Source organism: Nonomuraea sp. CA-143628 (assembly GCF_050942315.1).
In the GTDB taxonomy this organism is placed as follows: Bacteria; Actinomycetota; Actinomycetes; order Streptosporangiales; family Streptosporangiaceae; genus Nonomuraea.
The window spans coordinates 11546649-11566913 of sequence record NZ_CP192072.1 but is presented as its reverse complement, the minus strand read 5'-3'; the positions used below and the strand labels follow the sequence as shown (position 1 = coordinate 11566913).

Sequence of the window (20265 nt, the reverse complement as noted above, 5' to 3'; positions counted from 1 at the left end):
TTCGTCAAGAGGGAGGATGCTCGGGCGATAGCGTCGCATATAGCCGCTCACGAGCCACGCGGACGTCAGGAATCCGATCCCATCTGGCCGAGCCTTGAATGATTTCTCTCGCCTGATTGTTCACCCGAGCGGAGCTGATAAAGGGTAGTGCTCGCGTCAGACGGTGTATGTGGTGGGCGGCGAGTGTGGGGCTGTTGGCGCGGATCGCGGTTTGTGCCAGGCGACCTAGATATTGGGCCTGGAAGAGGAGGGACCACTGCCCCATGGCATCGGCGGCATTGCCCAGGAGTTGTTCCGCTTGGCCGAAGTCTCCCAGTTGGCTCAGGCCGATGGCTACATCCCCGCCGAGGGTGGCCTCTGCGAACGCGCTCAGTCCGCGCGCGTCCAGGGCGCGATCAAGGGCATTTCTCGCCTCCTTCTGACTCCCCTTGATGCCGGCCAGGCCACGTCCGAGGCGCATGTGCAAGCTGGATTGGCGGCTCGGGGGAAGGTCTGGGATTCGGAGCCCGCGCTGGGCATACTGCACCGCCCGCGTCGGGTCATCGCGGTAGAGGCTGACGCGGCTCAACGCGTCGTAGGCGCGTGCTTGCGCCGGGAAGTTCTGCGCGTGGTGTGCCAGGTCAAGTGCGGTCATGCCGGCGTGCTCGGCTTGAGCGAGCCTCCCGGCGTCGTACAGGGCGATGCTGGCCTGATACATCAGATCGGAAGCGGCCCCTTGTAGCTCGATTCCGACTGTTTTCATCGCGATGTGGGTAATTTGCTTCACATGCCCTAGAGCGCGGGCCGCAATCGGCACTCCTCCGAGCTCGTAGCGGCCGCGTGCCAGGCTATCGGCGAGAGCGCGCACATAGTCCGGGTCGAGATAGGGATTCGAGCTGACAGCGGATGGCACGAACATCACGGATGCGGCGGCTGCCAGGAATTCCCTGCGTTCCACAGGTTCCTCCACAGAAGGTGAAAAGCGCATCTCCCAGCCGACGCGCACAAGCAGCTGTCTTGCCCTGGTCAAGCTCGTATCGGCGACGCCGCGGCAGACGCGCGATATCCATGCTTGAGAAACTCCCAACTCTTGGGCGAGCTGGATCTGTGTCCAATTCCGTTCTTCCATGATCGCTTTAAGCGCTTCGGGGAGAGTCCGTACGTCCACCAGCTGAGCTTATAGCGGAGAGGTATTGGCTCAATAGTTGCTTATACCTCTGAGGAATACCCGTGCTGGTTCCATGGAAACGGGCTGCGAGAGCATAGGCGTCTCGCGAGGTGAGGCACATCGCGAGCCCGGACCCCATGACGGCGATGGAGGCAGCCGGTGTCATTGGCCCATCAGCACGGAACACCCACCACGACCAGCACACATCCGCAGGGCGGTGCGACCCTGATCTCGGCTGCGAGCCTATGGCGCAGCAACAAGGCGCCGCGAGAGGCGCGAATGGCCTTGTGCGTTTGGCTTGGGCAAGATGATCCGCTCCTGCTGGATGCGCAGCAGGTCGTGACCGAGTTGATCGCGAATGCCGTCACACATGTCGAGGGCGGCGAGGGGCGCGACTGGGTGGTGCTGCGGGTAATTCGTGGCAGCGGCTCTCTTCGCGTTGAGGTCATCGACCCGGGCTCCCTCGATGGGGACGGACCGCACGTCGTGCGGCAACCGCCAACCCCAGATCCGAAGACGCGCGAGGGGCTGAAGGTCCTGGCGGAATCAGGACGAGGTTTGCACATCGTGAAGACGCTTTCTAGCGCCTGGGGCACATACCTGAGCGGCGAACGCCGTGTGGTCTGGGCCGACTTGCCGTACCCGACTGCTTCAAGCCGAGAAGGGGAGACGGGATGATCAAGGAAGGCCTCGAAGAGCGGTTCGGCGACAAATGGGAGATCCACGTATTTCTTATGATCGGGGTTGCGGCCTCCCGTAGACAACCAAGGTTGACGCCAGCGGAGGCGGCGAGCGGCATGGTTCATGTGCTCCTTGCCGCCAACCTGGAGGAGTTGGGCGACAAACTGGTGGCGCAGCCCGACTCCCGCACGCCCCCTTGATCACTGACCACAAGCCCGTGACCAGCCGAGCGCCGTTCAACGGCCCCCCTGTGGCTGGTCACGCGCCCCCATGGTCCTGCCGCTGAAAGGCGGAGAAAAGAGAGACAGGCTCCGTCCATCCAGGCCTGTCTCTTGGAAGTGGACGTTGGGGGGCGGCTCCGCCGCCGAGCCTGGCCCGGTGCGAGCGGCGGAGCCGCAACAAGAGTTGTCGGCGCAGCCGTTTGACGCGGCCGCGGACAGTACGGCTCTAGCGACCGATCATGGTCGCGTCGGGGAGTGACTGCTTGACCGCCTCTGGCGTGCCTATCACGACCGTCAGCTTCCCATTGGTCTTCTTGGCCGCCGCGTTTCCGGCGATCCGTACCTTTCCGAGATCCTTGGCTTTGACGGTGACGAACATCCGGGTAGGGGTGCACCACAACGTCACCGCGCTCTCCCAGCTGGATCCGGCCATGAGTTCCTTGGGCCCCGCGAAGCCCTCCTCCGTTGTGGCGATGTTCCCCTCGGACTCCGTCAGGACTTGGCTCATGTTGAAGGTGGCGTCGGAGGACCCCTGGTCGGCGAGCCCGCACACGCCCTTGCTGTGGATCCAGGAGACCATGTCGTACTTAGCGACCTGGATTCGTGCCAGCACCTTTTCCGCCCCGTCTGGCATCCCCGACTTGGATGCTGAACCCGGCAACGCCGCCAGTGGCCAGCGGCTCGGATCCTTGAGCAGCCAGTCCTTCGGCTCCTCCGTCGAACACCCCGTCAGTAGCAGGAACGCAAATATCGCAATTAATCCCCTCATTGGTAGATCATCATAGAGGGGAAGCGTTTCACTTACAGTGCGTTCGCGCTGACACTTCGGGGTGAAGCCCCACAGGCCAGTAGCCCAATGACTGACCACACTCCGGCGCTTCCCTGATCCCCACCCCAACCAGCGGCCCGAAAGCCCGCCGACGTGCGGTGGGGCAGGTGGGGGCGGTGGGTCGCCAGGTGCTGGGAGGGGCGTACGGGGGTGATGGGAAGAAGAAGTGGGCGTACGGCGAAGGGTGGGTGAAAGCAACGATCACCATCCGGAAGGCACACTCATGACGGAGACGGGCACGTGACCGCCGACGTGGGCGAGCAGGTGACCGACGCCGACCTCGTCGCCGGTTACCGGCGGGATCCCGAGCTGTTCACCGCCGTGCATGACCGCTATTTCCGCGACATCTACCTGTACGTTGCCGGCCGCCTGGACACGCAGGTGGCCGAGGACATCGCGGCGGAGACGTTCCTACTGGCGTTCGATCGGCGCGATCGTTTCGATCCGGAGCAGGGGGGATTACGGCCTTGGCTGTTCGGGTTCGCCACGAACCTGGTGGCCAGGCATCGCCGTAAGGAGGCCCGCCATTACAAGGCGCTGGCCCGGCTGGACCCCGCGCCGGTCGTGGAAGGGCACGAGAACCGGGTCCTCACCTCGGTATCCGCCCAGCGCATGCAGCCGCAACTGGCCATGGCGCTCGCCTCGCTGAACGCCGGCGAGCGCGACGTGCTGCTGCTCCTGGCGCTGGGAGAGCTGAGCTACGACGAGATCGCCCAGGCGCTCGGCATCTCCATCGGCACGGTGGGTTCGCGGCTCAGCCGGGCCCGCGCCAAGATCCACGCCCGGATCGACAGCACCCTCATTGACAGCACGCTCAAAGGCAAGGAGACCCGATGAATGACCTGGAAGAGGTGGCCGGCTTGCTGGCCAAGCCGGAGCCGTCCGAGGAAGTGGTGGCGCGTAGCCGGAGCAGGCTCCAGCACAGGGCGCTGGGCCACGGAGCGCGGGGCCACAGGACGCTGGGCCACAGGATGCGGAGCCCGGGGCGCGTCAGGTGGTTCGTGCCAGGTGTGGCGCTGGTCGCCGCCGGAGCGGCCGCCGCGGTCGTGATCGCTACGGGGGCGGTCACGAACGCGGGCGCACCGGCTCCGGTCTCGGGCAAGGAAGTCCTGCTCATGGCGGCCGTCAGCGCGGAACGTACGCCGCAAAGCTCCGGGACCTACTGGCACGTCACCGCCACGTGGTTGGACAGCGAGATTCCCCCCATGGAGAGCTGGACCTCGCGCGACGGCAAGCGCTGGACGAGGAACGAGCCAGGTGACACTTCGGACACCGTCGTACCAGCCTCGATCTCGCTCAGGCTCAAGGGCGCCGACGTGAGCTTCGACGACCTGGAGAAGCTGCCGACGGATCCGGAGGCGCTGAAGGCGTGGATCGTCCAGCGCAAGGGCAACCCGGACGACATGTCCACCTCCGAGATCCAGGGCGACCCCACACTCACCCTGCTCACGCTGATCACGGAGCTGCCCACGCCCGCGGATGTCCGTTCCGCGGCGTTCCGGGCACTCGCCGCGACGCCGGGAGTCGAGAACACGGGCGCGGTCGAAGGCGGCCAAGCCCTGCGGATGCCCGACCCTGACGGCCTGGGCGAGGAGATCAAGATGGTCGTCGACCCCGAGACCGCCCGGGTCGTCCGCGCCAACCTCCTCCTTACCGCTGACGGAAGCTCGGGGTCGTCCGATGGGGACATCGCCGTGACCACCGATTGGACGGACGAGCTCCCCGCGACGCCGAAGGACCGCCCGTGACCAGAGGCAAGGCCTTACTCGCCGCCGTCCTGGTGACGGCGGCGACCACGGCCGCGACGCCGGCCACCACTCAGCAACCCGCGAAGCAGTCCACCCAGCAGTCCACCCAGCAGCCCACCCAGCAGCCTACGAAGCAGCCGGGCAGCGTGACCCTGATCACCGGTGACCGCGTCACGGTCACCGGCCAGGGGTATCGCGTGCAGCCCGGCCCCGGCCGTGAAGTGCTCTTCTCACGCCAGATGCGCGACGGCCATCTGTACGTGATCCCGTCCGACGCCCTGCCGCTGATCGCCCAGGACGTACTGGACCGGCGACTGTTCGATGTCACCCAGCTGCTGGAGTGGCACTACGGTGACGCCGACACCCCCGACATCCCCGTCATCTCGCAAGGATTCAGCTCCCAGGGTCAGGTACGGCGGCTGGCCGCCCTCGGGATGAGCGCGGCCCGCCTGCCCAAGGCGAACGCCGCCAAGACCTGGCGCGACCTCACCCAAGCCCGCACGCTGGCGGCCGGCAAGACCAAGCTGTGGCTCGACGGCCGCATGGAGTTATCGCTGACTGTCGACGGAAAGCGCTACCTGAACCTGGCCGACACTCCGGTGACGGTCAGCGCCGATCGGCAGGTCACGGTGGACACGCGCCAGGGCAGGCCGACCAGGATCACCATCGACGATCCGAGCGCGCAGCTTCAAGACGGGTTCGACTATGAGCTGGTCAACGGCGCCTGGAGCACCGGAGGCTCGATCGGCAGGATAGATGCCAACAGCCAGCTCTTCGTTGTCCCGAGTTCCCAGGCCGGGCTGACGTACTCGCTGACGACCACTTGGCTCAGCAAGGACCAGAAGCCCAGCCCGTACGTCTACGATCTCGTCGACCGGCGTACCGGCGGTCTTCCCGAGGATCCTTCGCGCGCCTTCAAGCAGCGGGACCTGGCCAAGGTGACCGCGACCTATCGGGGTCCGAGGGAATCGGGCACGCCTAAGCTAGGGGAGAGCTCCCGTTTCTCGCCCGGCTCGAACCTCAGAAGTCCGGTCGGCGAGATCCCGCTGCCGGGGACGCTGGTCCAGTACCTGACGCCCGGGGTGACGTACGAGAGTGGGCTCCAGGTCGGCGACGCGTTGATGTTCGGCGGAAGCAGGGAGGCCAAGCGCGGTGAGAGCCGCGGCGAGGTCTGGAACACCGCGGTCGTGGGGCCGTAGTTCCTGCTGCCGGCCGGTACGCGTACCGGCGACGAGCTGGTCTTCGCGGGGACGGGAATGTTCGCCGACGGGGCCGAGCGCAGGACGGGCTCGGACACCGCCGCCACCGGCACCGCCACGCTGACCAAGGACGGCCGGGAGCTGGCTAAGGCGGAGCTGTCCACCTGTGACGTCTTCGATCCGGGACGGTGTGAGCTGCGGGCCGCCTTGCCCGCCGGGACGGGCGCGTACACGCTCACCGCGTCGCTGCGGCGGTCGTCGTCGGCGCTGTCCACGGCGGCTGAGTCGGTGTGGACGTTCCGCTCCGGGACCACCGCGAAGGAACAGGCGTTGCCGCTGATGGCGGTCCGTTTCCGGCCCGAGGGCCTGGACGACGCCAACCGCGCCGCCGCCGGGAGCGTGACCCGGCTGCCGTTGTGGATCGAGCGCGACCCCGGCTCGGAGCAGGCGGCGATACGGTCGCTCCGGCTGGAGATGTCCGCCGATGACGGGGCTCACTGGCGGGCGGTTCCGGTGGCCCGTACGGGGTCGGGTTGGACGGCGGCGGTGCCGAACTCGAGTACCACCGGGTTCGTCTCCCTCCGAGCAGTCGCGACCGACATGTTGGGGCAGCGCGGTGACCCAGACCATCACCCGCGCGTACGCCGTGCGCTGACCTGTCTGAGGCCTGGTGACGGGGAGACCCGTCGCCAGGCCTCAGCCAGGTCGCGGATCAGGCAATTTGGGTCGTTCAGCTCAGGTCGAGGTGGGCGAGTTCGGTGCGGGTGGTGACGCCGAGCTTGGGGAAGGCGCGGTACAGGTGATGGCTGACGGTTTTCGGGCTGAGGAAGAGCTGGGCGGCTATCTCCCGGTTGGTGATCCCCGTGGCGGCGAGGCGTACCACCTGCTGCTCCTGAGGTGAGAGCAGGGCGGCCAGGTCGGGGCTGCCCTGGGCCACGTTCTCACCCGCCGCGCGCAGCTCGGCGCGGGCCCGCTCAGCCCAGGGACGGGCGCCGACGCGCTCGAAGGTCTCCAGCGCCGCGCGCAGGCGGGCCCGGGACTCGTGCCTGCGGCGGTTACGGCGCAGCCACTCGCCGTGGAGCAGGTCGGTGCGGGCCCGTTCGAAGGGCCGGTTCGCCTCGGCGTGCGAGCGCGCGGCCTGCTCCCACTGCCGTTCCGCGTCGCGGTCGTCGTGGGCGAGGAGGGCCCGGCAGCGGTGCAGCACGGCCTCCGCCCACGGATGACCGGCGGCCGCGGCCCAGGTGGCGAAGCGAGCGAGCGGTTGCTCCGCGCGGGCGGGCAGGCCCAGCCGCACGGCGGCCTCGATCTGGTCGGGAGCGAAGAAGATCGGCATGATCTGGTGTCGGAGCGGCCCGCGGGCGGCGGCGTCGAAGCGTTCCAGCGCCGCCTCGAAGCGGCCCTGGCCGAGGTCCAGCAGGCCGAGCGCCCATTCGGCCCAGCCGACGATGGTCGCCACCGGATGGGCGGCGACGTGCGCGATCGTCCGCTCGGCGAGCTCACGGCACTCCTGTTCGCGGCCCTGGACGGCGCTCGCCATGGCCATGACGCTCTCGAAGTGCGCGACGCGGTGCGTGTGGCCGATGTCGACGGCGAGCCGACGGCCCTCGGTCGCGGTCGTGACGGCGTCGCGGAAGCGCCCGAGGTACATCTGGTGGATCGCCAGCACGGCCTGGGCGAGCGGCAGCAGCCCGATCAGGCCGACGGCCCGGCATTCCTCGATCGCCGACTGGGCGATGGCCGCCCCATTGTCGAAGTCCCCCGAGATCCCGGCCAGCGAGCAGATGCTGATCCTCAGGGCCGTCATGCCGGCGGGGATCGCCACGGCCACGGCGATGAGCTCGCGGAACGGCGGTAGCGCCCGGTCCAGGTCGCCGGCCAGGAAGTCGGCCATGGCGCGGGCCGCCCGGACGAAGCCGTCCAGCCCGTCCTCCGGCGACAACGGCAGCTCGGCGAGCCGCGCCGCGGACTCGGCGACGGCCGCCGGATCGCTGAGGTACCACGCGTTGCGCACGGCGTCGAGCAGGATCAGCGCCGCGGCCTTGCGATCCAGGACGGAGATGGAGGCGGCGCCGTCGAGCAGGATTCGATGGGCGTCGTGGACGGCTCCCCGGTCGAAGGCGATCCGGCCGCGCAGCGCCGCCAGTCGCGCGACGGTCAGCGGGTCGTCGTCGAGCCGCCGCGCCTGGTCGGCCAGGCCCTGCGCGTGCTCCAGGACGCCGGCGTCCGCGGCGGCCTCGGCTGCCAGGGCCAGCCGCCGGGCCCGCTCGGCCAGGCCGGGGGTGAGCCGCGCCGCCCGCTCCAGGGCCGCGGCGGCCGCGGCGTGGCCGGCCCGCTCGCGGGCGCGGCCCGCCGCCTGCTCCAGCGCGGCGGCGATCGGCTCGTCGCGGCCCGTCGCGGCGGCGGCCAGGTGCCAGGCGCGCCGGTCGGCGTCCTGCTCGTCGTCGAGCACGTCGGCGAGGGCGCGGTGCACGGCCAGGCGTTCGTCGTAGACCGCCCGCCGCGCCGCCGCAGTGCGCATGAGCGGGTGGCCGAAGGAGATCCGCCCGCCGGCGGTGGACAGGAAACCGGCGTGTTCGGCTGGGCCCAGGGCACTACCGTCGACCCCCAGCCTGCCGGCCGCGCGCAGCACGACGTCGAGGTCCCGGGCGTCGTCGAGGGCCGCGACCAGCAGCATCGTCTGGGTGTCCGGCGGCAGGACGGCGATGCGCGCCTCGTACGCCTCCTGGATCCGGCGCGGCAGCGGCAGCGGTTCCTGCGCGTGCCGCAGCGCCTCGGGGGCCCGGGGCAGCTCGATCAGAGCGAGCGGGTTCCCGCCGCTCGCGGCGAGGATTCTCTCCCGCACTGACGGGCCCAGCCCGGGCGTGCGCTCGTGCAGCAACTCGCCGGCGGCCTGCCGGTCGAGTCCTTCGAGCCGCAGCTCGGGGACCCCGGGCGCATGGAAGCCGTCCCTGGCGGCGAACAGCAGGGCGATCCCCTCGGAGTGCAGCCGCCGGGCCGCGAACAGCAGGGCCTCGGCCGACGATCGGTCCATCCATTGGGCGTCGTCGACCAGGCAGAGCAGCGGGCCGTCCTCGGCCAGTTCGGTGAGCAGTGACAGGGCGGCCAGGCCGATGAGGAAGCGGTCCTCAGGGGCGTTTCCGTGAGCGGTGGCCAAGCCGAACGCGCCCTCCAGCGCCCGGGCCTGCGGCGCCGGCAGCCGGCCGATCCGGTCGAGGGCCGGGCGGAGCAGCAGGTGGAGCGCCGCGAAGGGCAGCTCGGCCTCGGTTTCGATGCCGGTGCCGCGCAGCGGCCGCAGGCCCTCCGGCGACTGGGCCGCGTGGTCGAGGAGCGCGGACTTGCCGATGCCGGGCTCGCCCCGGAGTATCAGGCTCGCGCTCCGGCCGTCTCTGGCCCGTGCGAGCAGCGCCTCGATCTCCGCCAGTTCTCGTTCCCGCCCCCGCAGCACGATCAGAATGTACCGCCCCTTGCCGGACGGGCATCAGTCGAATCACCCGACAATCGTCCGATACCGGCCGGACGCCTCCGATCCCTAGCGTCGTACCGCAAGCGCGATCCGCGCGCAGACGCAAGGAGAAGCATGTGGACCTCCTGATCTTTCTGTTCTTGTTCATCGTGCTGTGCGGGTGGCTCGACAACTGGGCCACCCGCGCCACCAAGGAAGGACGTTAGATGTTCATCGGACACTTCGGCCTGGCCGCCGCGGTCAAGGCCGGTGAGCCGCGCGTCCCGCTGTGGTCGCTCATGCTCGCCACGCAGTTCCTCGACGTCGTCTTCGTGGTCCTGTACCTGGCGGGCGGGATCGAGTCCTTCCAGGCCGTCGCCCCGGGAACCTACGGCGAGGCGCTGATCGACGCGCAGTACACCCACTCGCTGCTGGGCGCCCTACTGCTGGCGGCGCTGTACGGTGGCCTCGGCGCCCGGCGGTGGGGCCGCAAGACCGGTTGGGTGCTGGGCGCGATGGTGTTCAGCCACTGGCTGCTCGACCTGCTGGTCCACCGCGCCGACCTGCCGCTGCTGCCCGGTAACGCCGGCGGCCTGCCGCTGCTCGGCCTCGGCCTCTGGCAGGTCCCCTGGGCCACGGCCGTCGCCGAGGGGGTCCTCCTGGTGGCCGGCGCCGTCCTGTACTTCCGCTCGGTACGGCGGCGCGCCCCCGTCACCTGGCGCGCGATGGTCTCCGGCGGCGTGATGGCGGCGCTGCTCGCCCTGGGCCTCGTTGTCGATGTCCTCAGCTGAGACCGCCTATGTCCTCTTTCGCGAAGGGTGCTGACATGTTCGTTGACGTGCCGGGCGGGCGGCTGGCCTACGATTCCGCCGGCGAAGGGCCGCTGGTGGTGTGCGTACCCGGCCTCGGAGACATCCGGGAGGTCTACCGGTTCCTGCGTCCCGCGCTGGTGGAAGCGGGGTACCGGGTGGTGACCATGGACCTGCGCGGCCACGGGGAATCGTCGGCGGGGTGGGACGACTACTCGCAGTCCGCCGTGGGCGGCGACATCGTGGCTCTTCTGGAGGAACTGGACGCGCCCGGCGCCGTCCTGCTCGGCAACTCCTACGCCGGAGGCGGCATCGTCCGCGCCGCCGCCGAGGCCCCCGAGCGGGTGGCCGGCATCGTCCCGATCGACGGGTTCATCAGAGCCATCCCGCTCAACGTCGCCGTCCGCGCGCTCGTCCGGGTCATCGGCTCCTCCCCCCGGTTGTGGAAGGTCTACTACGGCATGGCGCACCCCACCGCCAAGCCCACCGACCTGGACGGGCACCGCGCCAAGCTGGTGGCCATGCTGCGCGACCCGCAGCGGCACAAGGCCATGCGCCGCATGCTCCTCGACCGGGCGCCGGATGCCGAGCAGGTCATCCAGCAGGTCCGCTGCCCGGCCCTGGTCCTCATGGGCGGCAAGGATCCTGACTTCCCCGACCCGGCGGCGGAGGCGCGGACCCAGGCGTCACTGCTGCGGGGGCAGGCCGTGTTGATCGACGACGCGGGCCACTACCCCATGTCGGAGTTCCCAGAGCGCACGGCCGAAGCCCTGCTGCCGTTCCTCAAGAACGTCTTCTGACCTCATCGGGCTTCCAGTGGTTCGGTGGACGGTCGATTCCGGCAGGCGCTCCGTCAGGTAGAGGAAGATGTGCCCGCACGCGTGGATGACGGGCGCTGTCAGGCGGTGCCCACGATGCGGTTCTCCCAGGCCCAGGCGACCACCTCGACCCGGTTGCGCATCTGGAGTTTGGCCTGGATGGCGGTGACGTGACCTTTGACCGTGCTCACCGAGATGAACAGCTCGGTGGCGATCTCCTGGTTGGTGCGGCCCGCGGCCATGGCCCGGACGACCTCGGTCTCTCGTTGGGACAGCGGCGAAGCGGCTCCGCCATCGGCCGGCCCTCCGGAAGCGGTGAGGTGGCGCAGGAGCCGCAGCGTGATCGACGGGGAGATCAACGCGTCTCCGGCGTGCGCGGCACGGACGGCCTCGACGAGCAGGGTGGGACCGGCGTCTTTCAAGATGAATCCGGCCGCTCCGCCGCGTAGCGCGCCGTAGACGTACTCGTCCAGGTCGAAGGTGGTCACCACGATCACCCGCAGCGGGTCGGGGACGCGCGGGCCGGCCAGCTCGCGGGTGACCTCGATGCCGTCCAGGCGGGGCATCTGGACGTCCACCAGGCACACGTCCGGGCGCAGCCGCCGGGCCAGGGCGACCGCCTCGGCGCCGTCGGCGGCCTCGCCGACCACGCTGATGTCGGGCTGGTCTTCCAGGATGACGCGCAGGCTGGCGCGGATCATCGCCTGGTCGTCGGCCAGCAGGATCCGAATGGTCATCGGCACTCGCTCGCAGGGGCGGGCAGCGTGGCGAGTACGGACCAGCCGGTTCCGCGGCGTGGGCCGACGCTCAGGGTGCCGCCGAGGGCCTCGACGCGTTCGCGCATCCCGATCAGGCCGTACCCGCCCCGGTGGGGGTAGGGGGTCATGCCCGGCGGGGCGTCGTCGACGACCTGCACTCTGACGGCGTCCTGGTCTCGGGCGACGGTGACTGTGACGTGGCGGGCGTTCGGGGCGTGGCGGGAGATGTTGGTCAGCGACTCCTGTACGACCCGGTAGAGGGTACGGGCCACTTCGGGCGGCCACCCCGGCTCCCCGTCAGGCAAGCTCAAACGCACCACGAGGCCGTGGCCGTCGAACCGTTTGACGAGCTCGCCAAGCTGTTCGCCGGAGCGCGCTTTGTCGTTGTCGGTGGCGTCGCGCAGCAGGCCGACCACGCGACGGGTCGCGGCCAGCGCGTCGGATCCGGCGGCCTCGATGTCGGCCAGGGAGCCTTCCGCCGTGTGCGGCTGCTTGCGGGCCAGGAGCTGGCCGGCCTGGGCCTGGAGCACGATGGAGGTGATGTGGTGGGCGACGACGTCGTGCAACTCGCGGGCCAGCTCCAGACGCTCGTTGCGGCGTACCCGCTCGGCCATGGCCCGGCGCCGGGCGGCCAGCAGCCGCGGCCCCAGTCCGGCCACCAGCGCGGCCAGCCACGCCGCGCCGTTCAGCACCGCCACCACCGAGCCGGTGGAGAAGACGAACGCGGCCACCAGCCCACCGGCGACCACCACGCCCCCACCGGCCGCGACGGCACCCGCACGCCAGGTCGGCAGCACTCTGACCGCGGAGCCGACCAGCACCGACAGGCCCAGCGCCATAGCGGGCCCCGGCTCACTCGGCAGCCCGGCCAGCCGGGCGACCACGATCGCGACCGCCGCGACGGCCAGGCCCGCGATGGCCGCCCACAACCGCCCGCGTCGGCGCAGCAGAGCCAGCCCGCACACCACCGCCCCCGCCACGCAGCCGAACTGCCAGTAGGCGCCGCCCCAACTGCCCGCGAGCCGGTACGCCTGGAAGGCGAGCGCCGCCGCGAACCCGACGCCGAGCCCGGCATCGACCGCGAACCCGACCCACCCACGACCCTTCACACCGCTCAGGCTAGGAGATGACCACCCCGCACCGAACCAGCCGAAAGTACTGTCAAGCACCGCGTAACCCTGCCTTCGCCCGATGCTCGGCACCGCACCGGGCCCGCAGGATGAGCCTCATGCCACATCAAGATCCTTATCCGGCGTCGAAGGCCACGGACGCGACCGAGGGCCGCCGTGCACGCCGATCACTTGCGGGCGAGCGCCCGGCTCCATCCGATGGCCGAGCGATGACCTCCGCCAGCCGTCCACGCATCGGCGCGCTCGACGTAATCCGCGGATTCGCGCTGTGCGGGATCCTGCTGGCCAACGTCCAGCCGATAGCCAGCCTCGGCGGCCCGGTCGTGTCCCATGGGTCGCCGACAGCGGGGGATGTGTGGATGGGGCTGCTCGTCGAGCAGCGCTTCTTCCCGATCTTCTCCCTGCTGTTCGGCGTCGGGTTCTCGCTGCTGCTGGAGTCATCCGCGGGCCGTACCGCTCACCCGCGAGTGCTCCTGCTGCGCCGGCTGCTGGTGCTGCTCGCGCTCGGCCTGGTGCACCATTTCCTGCTGTGGCAGGGCGACATCCTGACCATCTACGCCATCGTTGGCCTGGTGTTGCTGCTGCCCTCGACCTGGCTGCCCCGATGGGCCGTAGCCGGCCTGTCCGCCGCGCTCCTCGTGGTCTCACCGACCCTCGGAAGCGGCTTCTTCGGCATGGTCCCCGGGCTGTTCCTGCTGGGCTCGGCACTGACCCGGTACGGGGTGATCGACCGGATCGAGCACTCCACCCGGGTGCCCGTCGTTCTGGGCTCGGCCCTGGCGGCGGTGGCGGCGCCCATCCTGTGGTGGCAGGCCGGGCTGCGGTCCGACGACCCCGGCTTCGGCCTCTCGATGGGGGTGGGTGGGCTGCTTGTCGCCGGTTTCTACATATGTGCCCTGCTGGTCCTGCTCCGGACGCCGCTCCGATCGGCGCTGCAGGCCATCTACGCGCCGCTGGGCCGGATGGCACTGACCAACTACCTGACCGCCACGATCCTCGTCCTCGCTGTCCAACGCCTAATCGGCGGCTCGCCGGACACCTGGTCCTTGACCATGGTGGTCGGGATCGCCGCTGCCATTCTCTGCACCCAGTGGGTGTGGTCTACTCTCTGGCTGCGCCGATACCGCTTCGGCCCTCTTGAGTGGCTTTGGCGCTGGGCCACCTGGGGCCGCCGCCCACTCCTACGCCACACTCCCTAGAAGTGGGTGGCGATACCGAATGCCTCGCGCAGCCGGGCCATGTCATGGAGGTCACGGTCGCGGGGCTGGTATCCCTGATGAAAGGCGACCTGCTGGGCGGCCGAGAGGCAGCCCACCCGGACGTTCTCGATCATGCCGGTGGTGAAGGCGTCCGCGGGATAGACGAAGACGCCTCCATGGTCGTCGGCTTGCTGGACAGCGGAGCCGTCCGGGTCGAACCGCAGCGGATGAAGGTCCAGCTCGTGACCATGGCGGTCCTTCATGACGAAGCGAACGGGCCGCCCCGGCCGGGCATCGGTCTGCTCGGCGAACCCGGCGGCCGTCAGCGTGTCGATCAGCAGCGGCTCCTGCTCGACACGGTGCAACAGGTCAAGGTCGTGGTGCTCGCGGGTGACCGTGCCGACCAGGGCGTCGATGCCCCATCCACCGGCCACCCATACCTCGCACCCCGCCTGATGCAGCAGCGCCAACACCCGCAGCGTCACACTCGTCGCCATCATGAGGGCAATTCTGTCCTCCCGCGCCGACGCGCCCGCCGCGGATGCGGGTTCGCGTCAGGCGAGTGGGTGCGGCTTCGGGCCGGCACCCTGTACGCCACCCTCGACGGGCTCCAGACAGAAGGGCTGGTCTCGTTCGCCCTGCCGTACGGGGTCGTCGTGTGGTTGACCTGGCGCGGGAGAGGTGGTGTGGCGGGCGTATACGCGGGAGGGTTTCCGGGAGCCGGGTATCTGGCGAACGCGGTGGCGCTGGGCGTGTGGCGGCGGTGGTGCTGGGGGTGACGGCCTGGGTGGCCCGGGTCGCGGGCAAGGGCACCGGCGGCGCCCCGACCAGCTCGGTCGGCGGATGACCATAGAGGGGCCGCGCGGGTCCTTCAAGGGGCCAGGGCGCGGATGGTTTCCGTCAATCGCCGCGCCTCGTTCCGGTCCACGACAAGATCGATGGGCTTGCCCTTCTTCCAGGTCGTGAGCGGCTCGCGCGGCGGCTGTTCGATGAGCGCGGTGATCGGCGGCAAGGCCTTGGCGACTGGCTGGGCGAATGCCGCAGACGCCACCCGTACGAGGCCGCGCAGCGGTTGCCTGAAGGACTCGTGCAGTCCGGTCGCGACGAACACCGGGTTGTACAGCACGTACTTCGTGCGCTCGGAGGCATAAGCCGCCCCCAGCAGTTCGCTGGCCTTGGCTCCCTGCATGGTCGCGGTGATCGCCCGGTACCTGTTCTTCAGCTGGAGATCGTCCCAGTGGATTCGGCCGTTCTGCCCGGCGCCGCACAGATTGATGATCATCGGTGTCGGTGCCTTCTCCAGCGAGCCGCGTAGTCCTTCGGCCATGAGCCAGCGGTTGAGCACATAGAGAGCGAAGGTGTGCTCGAACCCCTCCTCGGTCTCCACCCGTGCCGGGTTGAACCGGAACGCGGCGAGCACCAGCGCGTCGATCACCGGGTGCTCGGCGTTGAGCCGTTCTACCAGGTCTCGGGTCTGGCGGAGTGAGCTGAGGTCAGACCTGATGAAGCGGGCCTTCGGTGCCGCCTCGCGCAGGCGGCGTCCGCCATCCTCGCTGCTGCCCACGGCCACGACCTGGTCGCCCCGTTCGGTGTGGTGGCGGGCCAGGGCTTTGCCGATGCCGTTCGTGCCGCCGGTGATCACGATGGTCCGGGTCATAAGTTGAGGTCCTCCTCAAGTTGAGATGGGCCTCAACTTAGCTAGGCTTGCGGGTATGCGCAAGGACGCCGTTCAAAACCGTGAGCGCCTCCTGCGGGCGGCCCGGCGGCTGTTCGCGGACCATGGGCTCGACGTGCCGCTCGAAGAGATCGCCCGCTCGGCCGAGGTCAGCATCGGGACGCTCTACAACCGCTTCCCCACGCGGGGTGCCCTGGTGGAGGCGGTCTTCGAGGATCGAAGGGCGACCGTGGCCGAGCTGGCCGAGCAGGCGCTGGCGATGGACGACGCCTGGGACGGGTTCGTCGCGTTCCTGACCGGCGTGTGCGAGCTGCAGGCCGCCGACCTCGGCTACAACGACCTCGCCGCACGGGGGGCGGCGGTGGACGGGGATCGCGGGTACGGCCTGATGCGCGAGATCCTCGAACGCGCCCAGCGATCCGGGGACCTGCGGGACGACATCACACTCGCCGACCTGGCCTTCGTGCTCTGGGGCGTGGCGGCGACCGTCAAGGCCACGTACGCGGTGGCGCCAGGAGCCTGGCGGCGGCACCTCGCCCTGGCATTGGACGGCCTGCGCGCCGTCGCGGCCCGGCCCTTGCCTACCCCGCCGATGTCCACCGAACAGACGCGCGCCGCGATGCGGACGTGCTGATGTTCGCCTGGCCCTGCTTGGCCTAGAGCGACCTGCTATGCGAAGGTGAAGGCCCCGCCTCGGGACCACGGCGGGGCCTTCACGTCCTGGCGGGGCTACAGCCCGGTCATCCTGAACCTGAGGTTGTATTCGTAGTAGCTGTCATGGGTCCCGGAGACGATGCCCCCGACGATGACGGACTGGCCTTTGGAGAGCCCGGCGCAGTCGGAGCCGTACACGATGATCGTGCCGAGGTTGAATCCGGACTTGACGATCGGCGGCTGGACCTCGCGCAGATTCCAGGCCAAGGACGAGGAACTGCTGACGTTGACGCTCGCGTAGTCGAAGTCCACCGGGTCGGCGTCGCTGCCGGCGTTCATGTTGACCCAGCTGGTGGGGAAGATCCTTGATCCGACCTCGAGCCTGAGCTCGTCCTTGCCGTCGACCTCGTCCACGGCGGACGCGTCGAGGTCGTAGAACTCGACCGAGCAGGTTGTGCTCGAGGTGGTCGCGCCGGCGGTCGGGGCCGCCGCTACCACTGCCGGGACGGCCAGTCCCAAGGCCAGGGCGAGCGCGGGGATCAGCTTCTGAGAGCGCATGCTGCTTCTCCTTTGACGAGGATCGCGTCTCGTGGTGAAACGCGGCATCAGAGTGGGGCAGGCAGCGTGAGCACATCGTTAGAGCGCTGGTCAGTGGCGTAGAGCACGTTCCGTGCACGCCTTTTTCCGTAGTCGCGCGGCGGGGACGCGCCTACCGTGCTGCAACTATGGGAGACTCGCTGACCCTGCTGTTGCTGGGCCCGCCTGAGCTGGCCGTCGGAGCGCGGCCGGTGGGCATCCGCTCCGCCAAGACCCGCGCCCTGCTCTGCTACCTCGCCACCACGCCGGGCCCGCGCCCGCGCGCCGAGCTGGCCGCGCTGCTGTGGGGCGAGCGGCCGGACGCCAACGCCCGCGGCAGTCTGCGCCTGGCGCTGTCGGAGCTGCGCAAGGAGGTGGGCGGGTGGCTGGACATCACCCGCGACCACGTACGGTTCCGCCCCGGCGGCTGCTACGTGGACCACGGACGCCTGGCCGAGACGGCGACCGTGGCAGAGGCGCTGCGGTTGTGGCGGGGCGACTTCATGGACGGGGTGTGGTTCTGCGACGCCCCGGCCTTCGGCGGGTGGCTGGAGTCGGAGCGCGGGCGGGCCCGGCTGCGGCTGCGCGAGCTGCTGCTGCGCTCCGGCTCCGCGCCCCCGGCCGATCTCGTACGGCTGGCGCGCCTGGTGGCCGGCCTGGACCCGTACGACGAGGAGGCGCACCGGCTGCTGATGGCCGCCCTGGCCGCGGCGGGCAACCGGGCGGCGGCCCTGGCCTGCTACGACGACCTGCGGCTGCGGCTGGCCGACGACCTGGGCGTCGAGCCCGCGCCGGAGACCGCGGCGGCCAGACGACGTCTGCTCACCCAGCGGACAGCCGTCCGGCGCGCACCCCTTCCGGTACCCGGCACGGACCTGTACGGCCGGGAGGCGGAGCTGGCGCGCCTGCGTACACTGCTGGCCGCCGAACGCCTGGTCACCCTGCTGGGCCCGGGCGGAGTCGGCAAGACCCGCCTGGCCATCGCCGCCGCCCCGGACTCGGCCCGTTTCGTCTCCTTCGCCGGGGTACGCCCGGAGGCGGCCGTCACCACGCTCGCCCGCCGCCTCGGCGTGGACCTCACGCCGCAGCGCCCCGCCCTGGACCTGCTCCTGGCGGCGCTGGCCCGGCAGGAGGTCCTGCTGGTGCTGGACAACCTCGAACACCTGCCTGCCTTCGACGCGGTCATCGGGCGCATCCTGAGTACGGCGCCGGGCGTGCGGACCCTGGCGACGAGCAGGCGGCGGCTCGACCTGCCCGGTCAGGTGACGTACGAGGTGGCGGGCCTGCCGGGACCGGCGGCCGAGGCCCTGTTCGCGGCCAGGGCGACGCGGGCGCAACCGGCGTTCGACGCCGACCGGGACGCCGCCGCCGTGGCCGCGATCTGCGCCGCCACAGGTGGTCTGCCGCTGGCCATCGAGCTGGCGGCCGGGCTGCTGCGGGCTGTACCGCCCGCCGAGCTGGGCCGCCACCTCGGCGTGGACCCCGGCCTGCTGTCGGCCGGGGGACCGGCGGCCCGGTCGCGGCACGCCGGCATGCGTACGGTGTTCGAGACCTCCTGGCGGCTCCTCGATCCGGCCGGGCAGAAGGCGCTGGCGGCGCTGGCGGTGTTCGGCGGTGGCTGCACGCTGCCCGCGGCGCTGGAGGTGGCCAGGACCGGGCCGCAGGTGCTGGTCCGGCTGGTCGACCAGAGCATGATCGAGCTGACCCCCGCCGGACGGTACGTCATCCACCCGCTCATCCAGCAGCTCGCCGCCGCGCACTTGTCGCCGGGCGAGCGGCGGGCGGCGCGGGAGCGGCACGCCGCGTACTTCTCGCGCCTGCTCGACCGGCACGCCGCCGCCCTGCAGGATGCCTCGGACGCGGAGGTGACCCGCGTGCTGGGGGCGGAGATGGACAACATCCGGCTGGCCTGGGCGGTGTCGGGGGAGCCCGGGTACCTGGACAACTATTGGGTGTTGTGCCTGCGGCTGCGGCTGTACGAGGAGTCGGGGGCCGTCGTACGGCTGCATCTCGCCCGTACGCCCGAGGCTCCCCGCCTGCGGGCGCGGTGGTTGCGGATGGCGTGCGTGAGCGAGCATCAGCTTGCCCGGGAGCAGGAGGCGTACCGGCTGGTCAGGGCGGCACTCGACACGGTAGGCAGGCCGCTGCCGGCCTCCCGGCCCGGCCTGGTCGCCGCCACCCTGACGGCCGCCGCGTGCCAGGTCCTCCATCGGGTCCTGCCGGTGCCCCGGTCCGAACGGGCGGCCGAGGTGGCGCAGGCGCTGACGTTCCTGGCACGGCTGGCCTACCACCAGCAGGACGTGCCGACGATGCTGGCGGTCTCGTTGCGCCAGCTCAACGCCGCCGACCGTACCTCCGCCCCGGACCTGCGCGCGGAGGCGTACGCGAACTTCGCCACCATCGCCCGCGTCGCCGGCCGCCACCGCGTGGCCCATCGCTACGGCGCGCTCGCCGACCGGGCCCTGACCGGCATCGCGCATCCGACGGAGCCCGCGAGCCGCGCCCGCCTGGCCCGGGGCCTGGACCAGCTCTCGGCGGGGGAGTTCGAGGCGGCCCGGGGGTCGTTCGCCGAGTGCCGGGCCAGGACACTGGACCCCCGGGTGGCCGAGAACTGCGCGGGCATGCTCGCGGAGACGGCGCTCTGGCGGGGCGACTTCGAGCAGGCCGCGAACCTGTACGCCGCCACGGCGGAACAGGCGGCGAGCCGGGTCGGCGGCGACATCGGCCGCCACTGGTGCCTGACGGGCCAGGCCGAGGCCCTGCTGCGGATCGAGGGGACCAGCCCCGATCGGGTCGCCGAGGTGCTGGCGGCGGCCCGCGCCTCGACCGAGCGGCGGCGCGCCCACGAGCAGCGCCTCGGCCTGCGGGACGGCGCGGTCATGCCGGTGATCCAGGAACTGCGCCTGCTCACGGCCTCGGCCCGCCTGATCGAGGCTCGTTCGATGGCGGACGACCCGAGTGAGGCGTTGGCCCGGGCGCTGGATCTGGCCGCCCGCCTGCCGAAGGCCCAGCGCGGCATGCTGGAGTGCTGGTCGGGACTGGCCGAACTGCTCTGCCACATGTCGCCGGGCCCGGATCCCGCGACGGCCCGGAGGCTCCACCGGCACCTCGCCGAGTACCAGGCCCGCCATCCGGGAGCCGCCGCCCGCATCGGCTGGGCCCGCGCGCTCGTCCTGGCCGCCGCGGGCGAACGGCGGGCGGCGGCGAAGGCAGCGGGGCAGGCGGTACGGGTGGCCGAACGCCTGTCGGCACCGTACGACCTGCGCCGCGCACAGGAGGTAGCCGCCCGGCTCGGGGGCGCGGCCGTGGAGCCGCGCTGAAGCGGTTCGCCTGGCCACGCGGACTCAGCGCGCCGCGTCCAGGAGGTGGCCATTCGGGC

Annotated in this window: 20 protein-coding genes; 12 read left to right on the top strand and 8 right to left on the bottom strand. The window is 70.7% G+C overall.

The annotated features are described in order from the left end of the window. Nucleotides 1–4: 4 nt before the first annotated feature. Entirely contained in the window at nucleotides 5–1147 is a 1143-nt protein-coding gene (locus tag ACQP2T_RS52275; protein WP_433512249.1) for a helix-turn-helix domain-containing protein, read from the bottom strand. A 159-nt stretch (nucleotides 1148–1306) separates the two neighbouring features. Between ACQP2T_RS52275 and ACQP2T_RS52270 the strand changes: the two genes are divergently transcribed. Further along, nucleotides 1307–1825: an ATP-binding protein gene (locus ACQP2T_RS52270; RefSeq protein ID WP_433512248.1), complete on the top strand. Its 519-nt coding sequence runs from the start codon at nucleotides 1307–1309 to the stop codon at nucleotides 1823–1825. Next, nucleotides 1822–2028: a hypothetical protein gene (locus ACQP2T_RS52265; RefSeq protein WP_433512247.1), complete on the top strand. Its 207-nt coding sequence runs from the start codon at nucleotides 1822–1824 to the stop codon at nucleotides 2026–2028. The genes ACQP2T_RS52270 and ACQP2T_RS52265 overlap by 4 nt, the downstream gene beginning before the upstream one ends. Before the next feature lie 247 nt (nucleotides 2029–2275). Here the strand turns inward: ACQP2T_RS52265 and ACQP2T_RS52260 are convergent, their stop codons facing one another. Continuing rightward, nucleotides 2276–2818 carry a hypothetical protein gene (locus ACQP2T_RS52260; protein ID WP_433512246.1) on the bottom strand — a complete coding sequence of 181 codons (543 nt, stop codon included), beginning with the start codon at nucleotides 2816–2818 and terminating at the stop codon, nucleotides 2276–2278. Between the two features lie 300 nt (nucleotides 2819–3118). Here ACQP2T_RS52260 and ACQP2T_RS52255 point away from each other — a divergent pair, with 300 nt between their 5' ends. The 4 genes from ACQP2T_RS52255 to ACQP2T_RS52240 are packed head-to-tail and all read left to right on the top strand — an operon-like array spanning nucleotide 3119 to nucleotide 6596. Further along, on the top strand, nucleotides 3119–3715 hold the full coding sequence (locus ACQP2T_RS52255) for an RNA polymerase sigma factor (protein ID WP_433512245.1): 597 nt from the start codon (nucleotides 3119–3121) through the stop codon (nucleotides 3713–3715). Further along, nucleotides 3712–4626 (top strand): CU044_5270 family protein, encoded by a 915-nt coding sequence (locus tag ACQP2T_RS52250; protein WP_433512244.1) that lies wholly within the window; start codon nucleotides 3712–3714, stop codon nucleotides 4624–4626. Before ACQP2T_RS52255 ends, ACQP2T_RS52250 begins: the two co-directional genes overlap by 4 nt. Beyond that, entirely contained in the window at nucleotides 4623–5825 is a 1203-nt protein-coding gene (locus ACQP2T_RS52245; protein WP_433512243.1) for a hypothetical protein, read from the top strand. Before ACQP2T_RS52250 ends, ACQP2T_RS52245 begins: the two co-directional genes overlap by 4 nt. Before the next feature lie 57 nt (nucleotides 5826–5882). Then, nucleotides 5883–6596: a hypothetical protein gene (locus ACQP2T_RS52240; protein ID WP_433512242.1), complete on the top strand. Its 714-nt coding sequence runs from the start codon at nucleotides 5883–5885 to the stop codon at nucleotides 6594–6596. Here the strand turns inward: ACQP2T_RS52240 and ACQP2T_RS52235 are convergent. Further along, nucleotides 6556–9270 carry a helix-turn-helix transcriptional regulator gene (locus tag ACQP2T_RS52235; RefSeq protein ID WP_433512241.1) on the bottom strand — a complete coding sequence of 905 codons (2715 nt, stop codon included), beginning with the start codon at nucleotides 9268–9270 and terminating at the stop codon, nucleotides 6556–6558. The genes ACQP2T_RS52240 and ACQP2T_RS52235 overlap by 41 nt on opposite strands. A gap of 224 nt (nucleotides 9271–9494) precedes the next feature. Between ACQP2T_RS52235 and ACQP2T_RS52230 the strand changes: the two genes are divergently transcribed. Both ACQP2T_RS52230 and ACQP2T_RS52225 read left to right on the top strand, forming a co-directional pair. After that, entirely contained in the window at nucleotides 9495–10058 is a 564-nt protein-coding gene (locus tag ACQP2T_RS52230) for a permease (protein ID WP_433512240.1), read from the top strand. Nucleotides 10059–10093: 35 nt separating this feature from the next. After that, nucleotides 10094–10876 carry an alpha/beta fold hydrolase gene (locus tag ACQP2T_RS52225; protein ID WP_433512239.1) on the top strand — a complete coding sequence of 261 codons (783 nt, stop codon included), beginning with the start codon at nucleotides 10094–10096 and terminating at the stop codon, nucleotides 10874–10876. Nucleotides 10877–10974: 98 nt separating this feature from the next. Here ACQP2T_RS52225 and ACQP2T_RS52220 read toward each other — a convergent pair whose 3' ends face one another. Further along, the gene (locus tag ACQP2T_RS52220) at nucleotides 10975–11631 is read right to left on the bottom strand and encodes a response regulator (protein ID WP_433512238.1); all 657 of its coding nucleotides are present in this window, start codon (nucleotides 11629–11631) and stop codon (nucleotides 10975–10977) included. Beyond that, the gene (locus tag ACQP2T_RS52215; RefSeq protein ID WP_433512237.1) at nucleotides 11628–12761 is read right to left on the bottom strand and encodes a sensor histidine kinase; all 1134 of its coding nucleotides are present in this window, start codon (nucleotides 12759–12761) and stop codon (nucleotides 11628–11630) included. The genes ACQP2T_RS52220 and ACQP2T_RS52215 overlap by 4 nt, the downstream gene beginning before the upstream one ends. A 230-nt stretch (nucleotides 12762–12991) precedes the next feature. On the opposite strand from ACQP2T_RS52215, the gene ACQP2T_RS52210 reads away from it, so the two are divergent. After that, the gene (locus ACQP2T_RS52210) at nucleotides 12992–13981 is read left to right on the top strand and encodes a DUF418 domain-containing protein (RefSeq protein ID WP_433512236.1); all 990 of its coding nucleotides are present in this window, start codon (nucleotides 12992–12994) and stop codon (nucleotides 13979–13981) included. Here the strand turns inward: ACQP2T_RS52210 and ACQP2T_RS52205 are convergent. Then, a complete protein-coding gene (locus tag ACQP2T_RS52205; protein ID WP_433512235.1) occupies nucleotides 13978–14481 on the bottom strand; it encodes a nucleotidyltransferase domain-containing protein in 504 nt (167 codons plus the stop codon). The genes ACQP2T_RS52210 and ACQP2T_RS52205 overlap by 4 nt on opposite strands. A 66-nt stretch (nucleotides 14482–14547) precedes the next feature. Here ACQP2T_RS52205 and ACQP2T_RS52200 point away from each other — a divergent pair, with 66 nt between their 5' ends. Continuing rightward, the gene (locus tag ACQP2T_RS52200; protein ID WP_433512234.1) at nucleotides 14548–14760 is read left to right on the top strand and encodes a hypothetical protein; all 213 of its coding nucleotides are present in this window, start codon (nucleotides 14548–14550) and stop codon (nucleotides 14758–14760) included. 92 nt (nucleotides 14761–14852) lie between these two features. Here ACQP2T_RS52200 and ACQP2T_RS52195 read toward each other — a convergent pair whose 3' ends face one another. Beyond that, nucleotides 14853–15638, bottom strand: a complete 786-nt coding sequence (locus tag ACQP2T_RS52195) for an SDR family NAD(P)-dependent oxidoreductase (RefSeq protein WP_433512233.1) — start codon at nucleotides 15636–15638, stop codon at nucleotides 14853–14855. 55 nt (nucleotides 15639–15693) lie between these two features. Here ACQP2T_RS52195 and ACQP2T_RS52190 point away from each other — a divergent pair, with 55 nt between their 5' ends. Further along, complete coding sequence (locus ACQP2T_RS52190) at nucleotides 15694–16290, top strand: TetR/AcrR family transcriptional regulator (protein ID WP_433512232.1); 597 nt, start codon at nucleotides 15694–15696, stop codon at nucleotides 16288–16290. A gap of 95 nt (nucleotides 16291–16385) precedes the next feature. Here the strand turns inward: ACQP2T_RS52190 and ACQP2T_RS52185 are convergent, their stop codons facing one another. Beyond that, on the bottom strand, nucleotides 16386–16868 hold the full coding sequence (locus tag ACQP2T_RS52185) for a hypothetical protein (RefSeq protein ID WP_433512231.1): 483 nt from the start codon (nucleotides 16866–16868) through the stop codon (nucleotides 16386–16388). A gap of 167 nt (nucleotides 16869–17035) precedes the next feature. Between ACQP2T_RS52185 and ACQP2T_RS52180 the strand changes: the two genes are divergently transcribed. Next, entirely contained in the window at nucleotides 17036–20206 is a 3171-nt protein-coding gene (locus ACQP2T_RS52180; RefSeq protein ID WP_433512230.1) for an ATP-binding protein, read from the top strand. Nucleotides 20207–20265 lie beyond the last annotated feature (59 nt).

What these genes read in the sequence shown, in the direction of transcription:
- ACQP2T_RS52185 (WP_433512231.1), bottom strand. Translation starts at nt 16,868, where the DNA reads ATGCGCTCTCAGAAGCTGATCCCCGCGCTCGCCCTGGCCTTGGGACTG.
- ACQP2T_RS52195 (WP_433512233.1), bottom strand. Translation starts at nt 15,638, where the DNA reads ATGACCCGGACCATCGTGATCACCGGCGGCACGAACGGCATCGGCAAA.
- ACQP2T_RS52190 (WP_433512232.1), top strand. Translation starts at nt 15,694, where the DNA reads ATGCGCAAGGACGCCGTTCAAAACCGTGAGCGCCTCCTGCGGGCGGCC.
- ACQP2T_RS52250 (WP_433512244.1), top strand. Translation starts at nt 3,712, where the DNA reads ATGAATGACCTGGAAGAGGTGGCCGGCTTGCTGGCCAAGCCGGAGCCG.
- ACQP2T_RS52180 (WP_433512230.1), top strand. Translation starts at nt 17,036, where the DNA reads ATGGGAGACTCGCTGACCCTGCTGTTGCTGGGCCCGCCTGAGCTGGCC.
- ACQP2T_RS52265 (WP_433512247.1), top strand. Translation starts at nt 1,822, where the DNA reads ATGATCAAGGAAGGCCTCGAAGAGCGGTTCGGCGACAAATGGGAGATC.
- ACQP2T_RS52230 (WP_433512240.1), top strand. Translation starts at nt 9,495, where the DNA reads ATGTTCATCGGACACTTCGGCCTGGCCGCCGCGGTCAAGGCCGGTGAG.
- ACQP2T_RS52220 (WP_433512238.1), bottom strand. Translation starts at nt 11,631, where the DNA reads ATGACCATTCGGATCCTGCTGGCCGACGACCAGGCGATGATCCGCGCC.
- ACQP2T_RS52205 (WP_433512235.1), bottom strand. Translation starts at nt 14,481, where the DNA reads ATGATGGCGACGAGTGTGACGCTGCGGGTGTTGGCGCTGCTGCATCAG.
- ACQP2T_RS52260 (WP_433512246.1), bottom strand. Translation starts at nt 2,818, where the DNA reads ATGAGGGGATTAATTGCGATATTTGCGTTCCTGCTACTGACGGGGTGT.
- ACQP2T_RS52210 (WP_433512236.1), top strand. Translation starts at nt 12,992, where the DNA reads ATGACCTCCGCCAGCCGTCCACGCATCGGCGCGCTCGACGTAATCCGC.
- ACQP2T_RS52240 (WP_433512242.1), top strand. Translation starts at nt 5,883, where the DNA reads ATGTTCGCCGACGGGGCCGAGCGCAGGACGGGCTCGGACACCGCCGCC.
- ACQP2T_RS52225 (WP_433512239.1), top strand. Translation starts at nt 10,094, where the DNA reads ATGTTCGTTGACGTGCCGGGCGGGCGGCTGGCCTACGATTCCGCCGGC.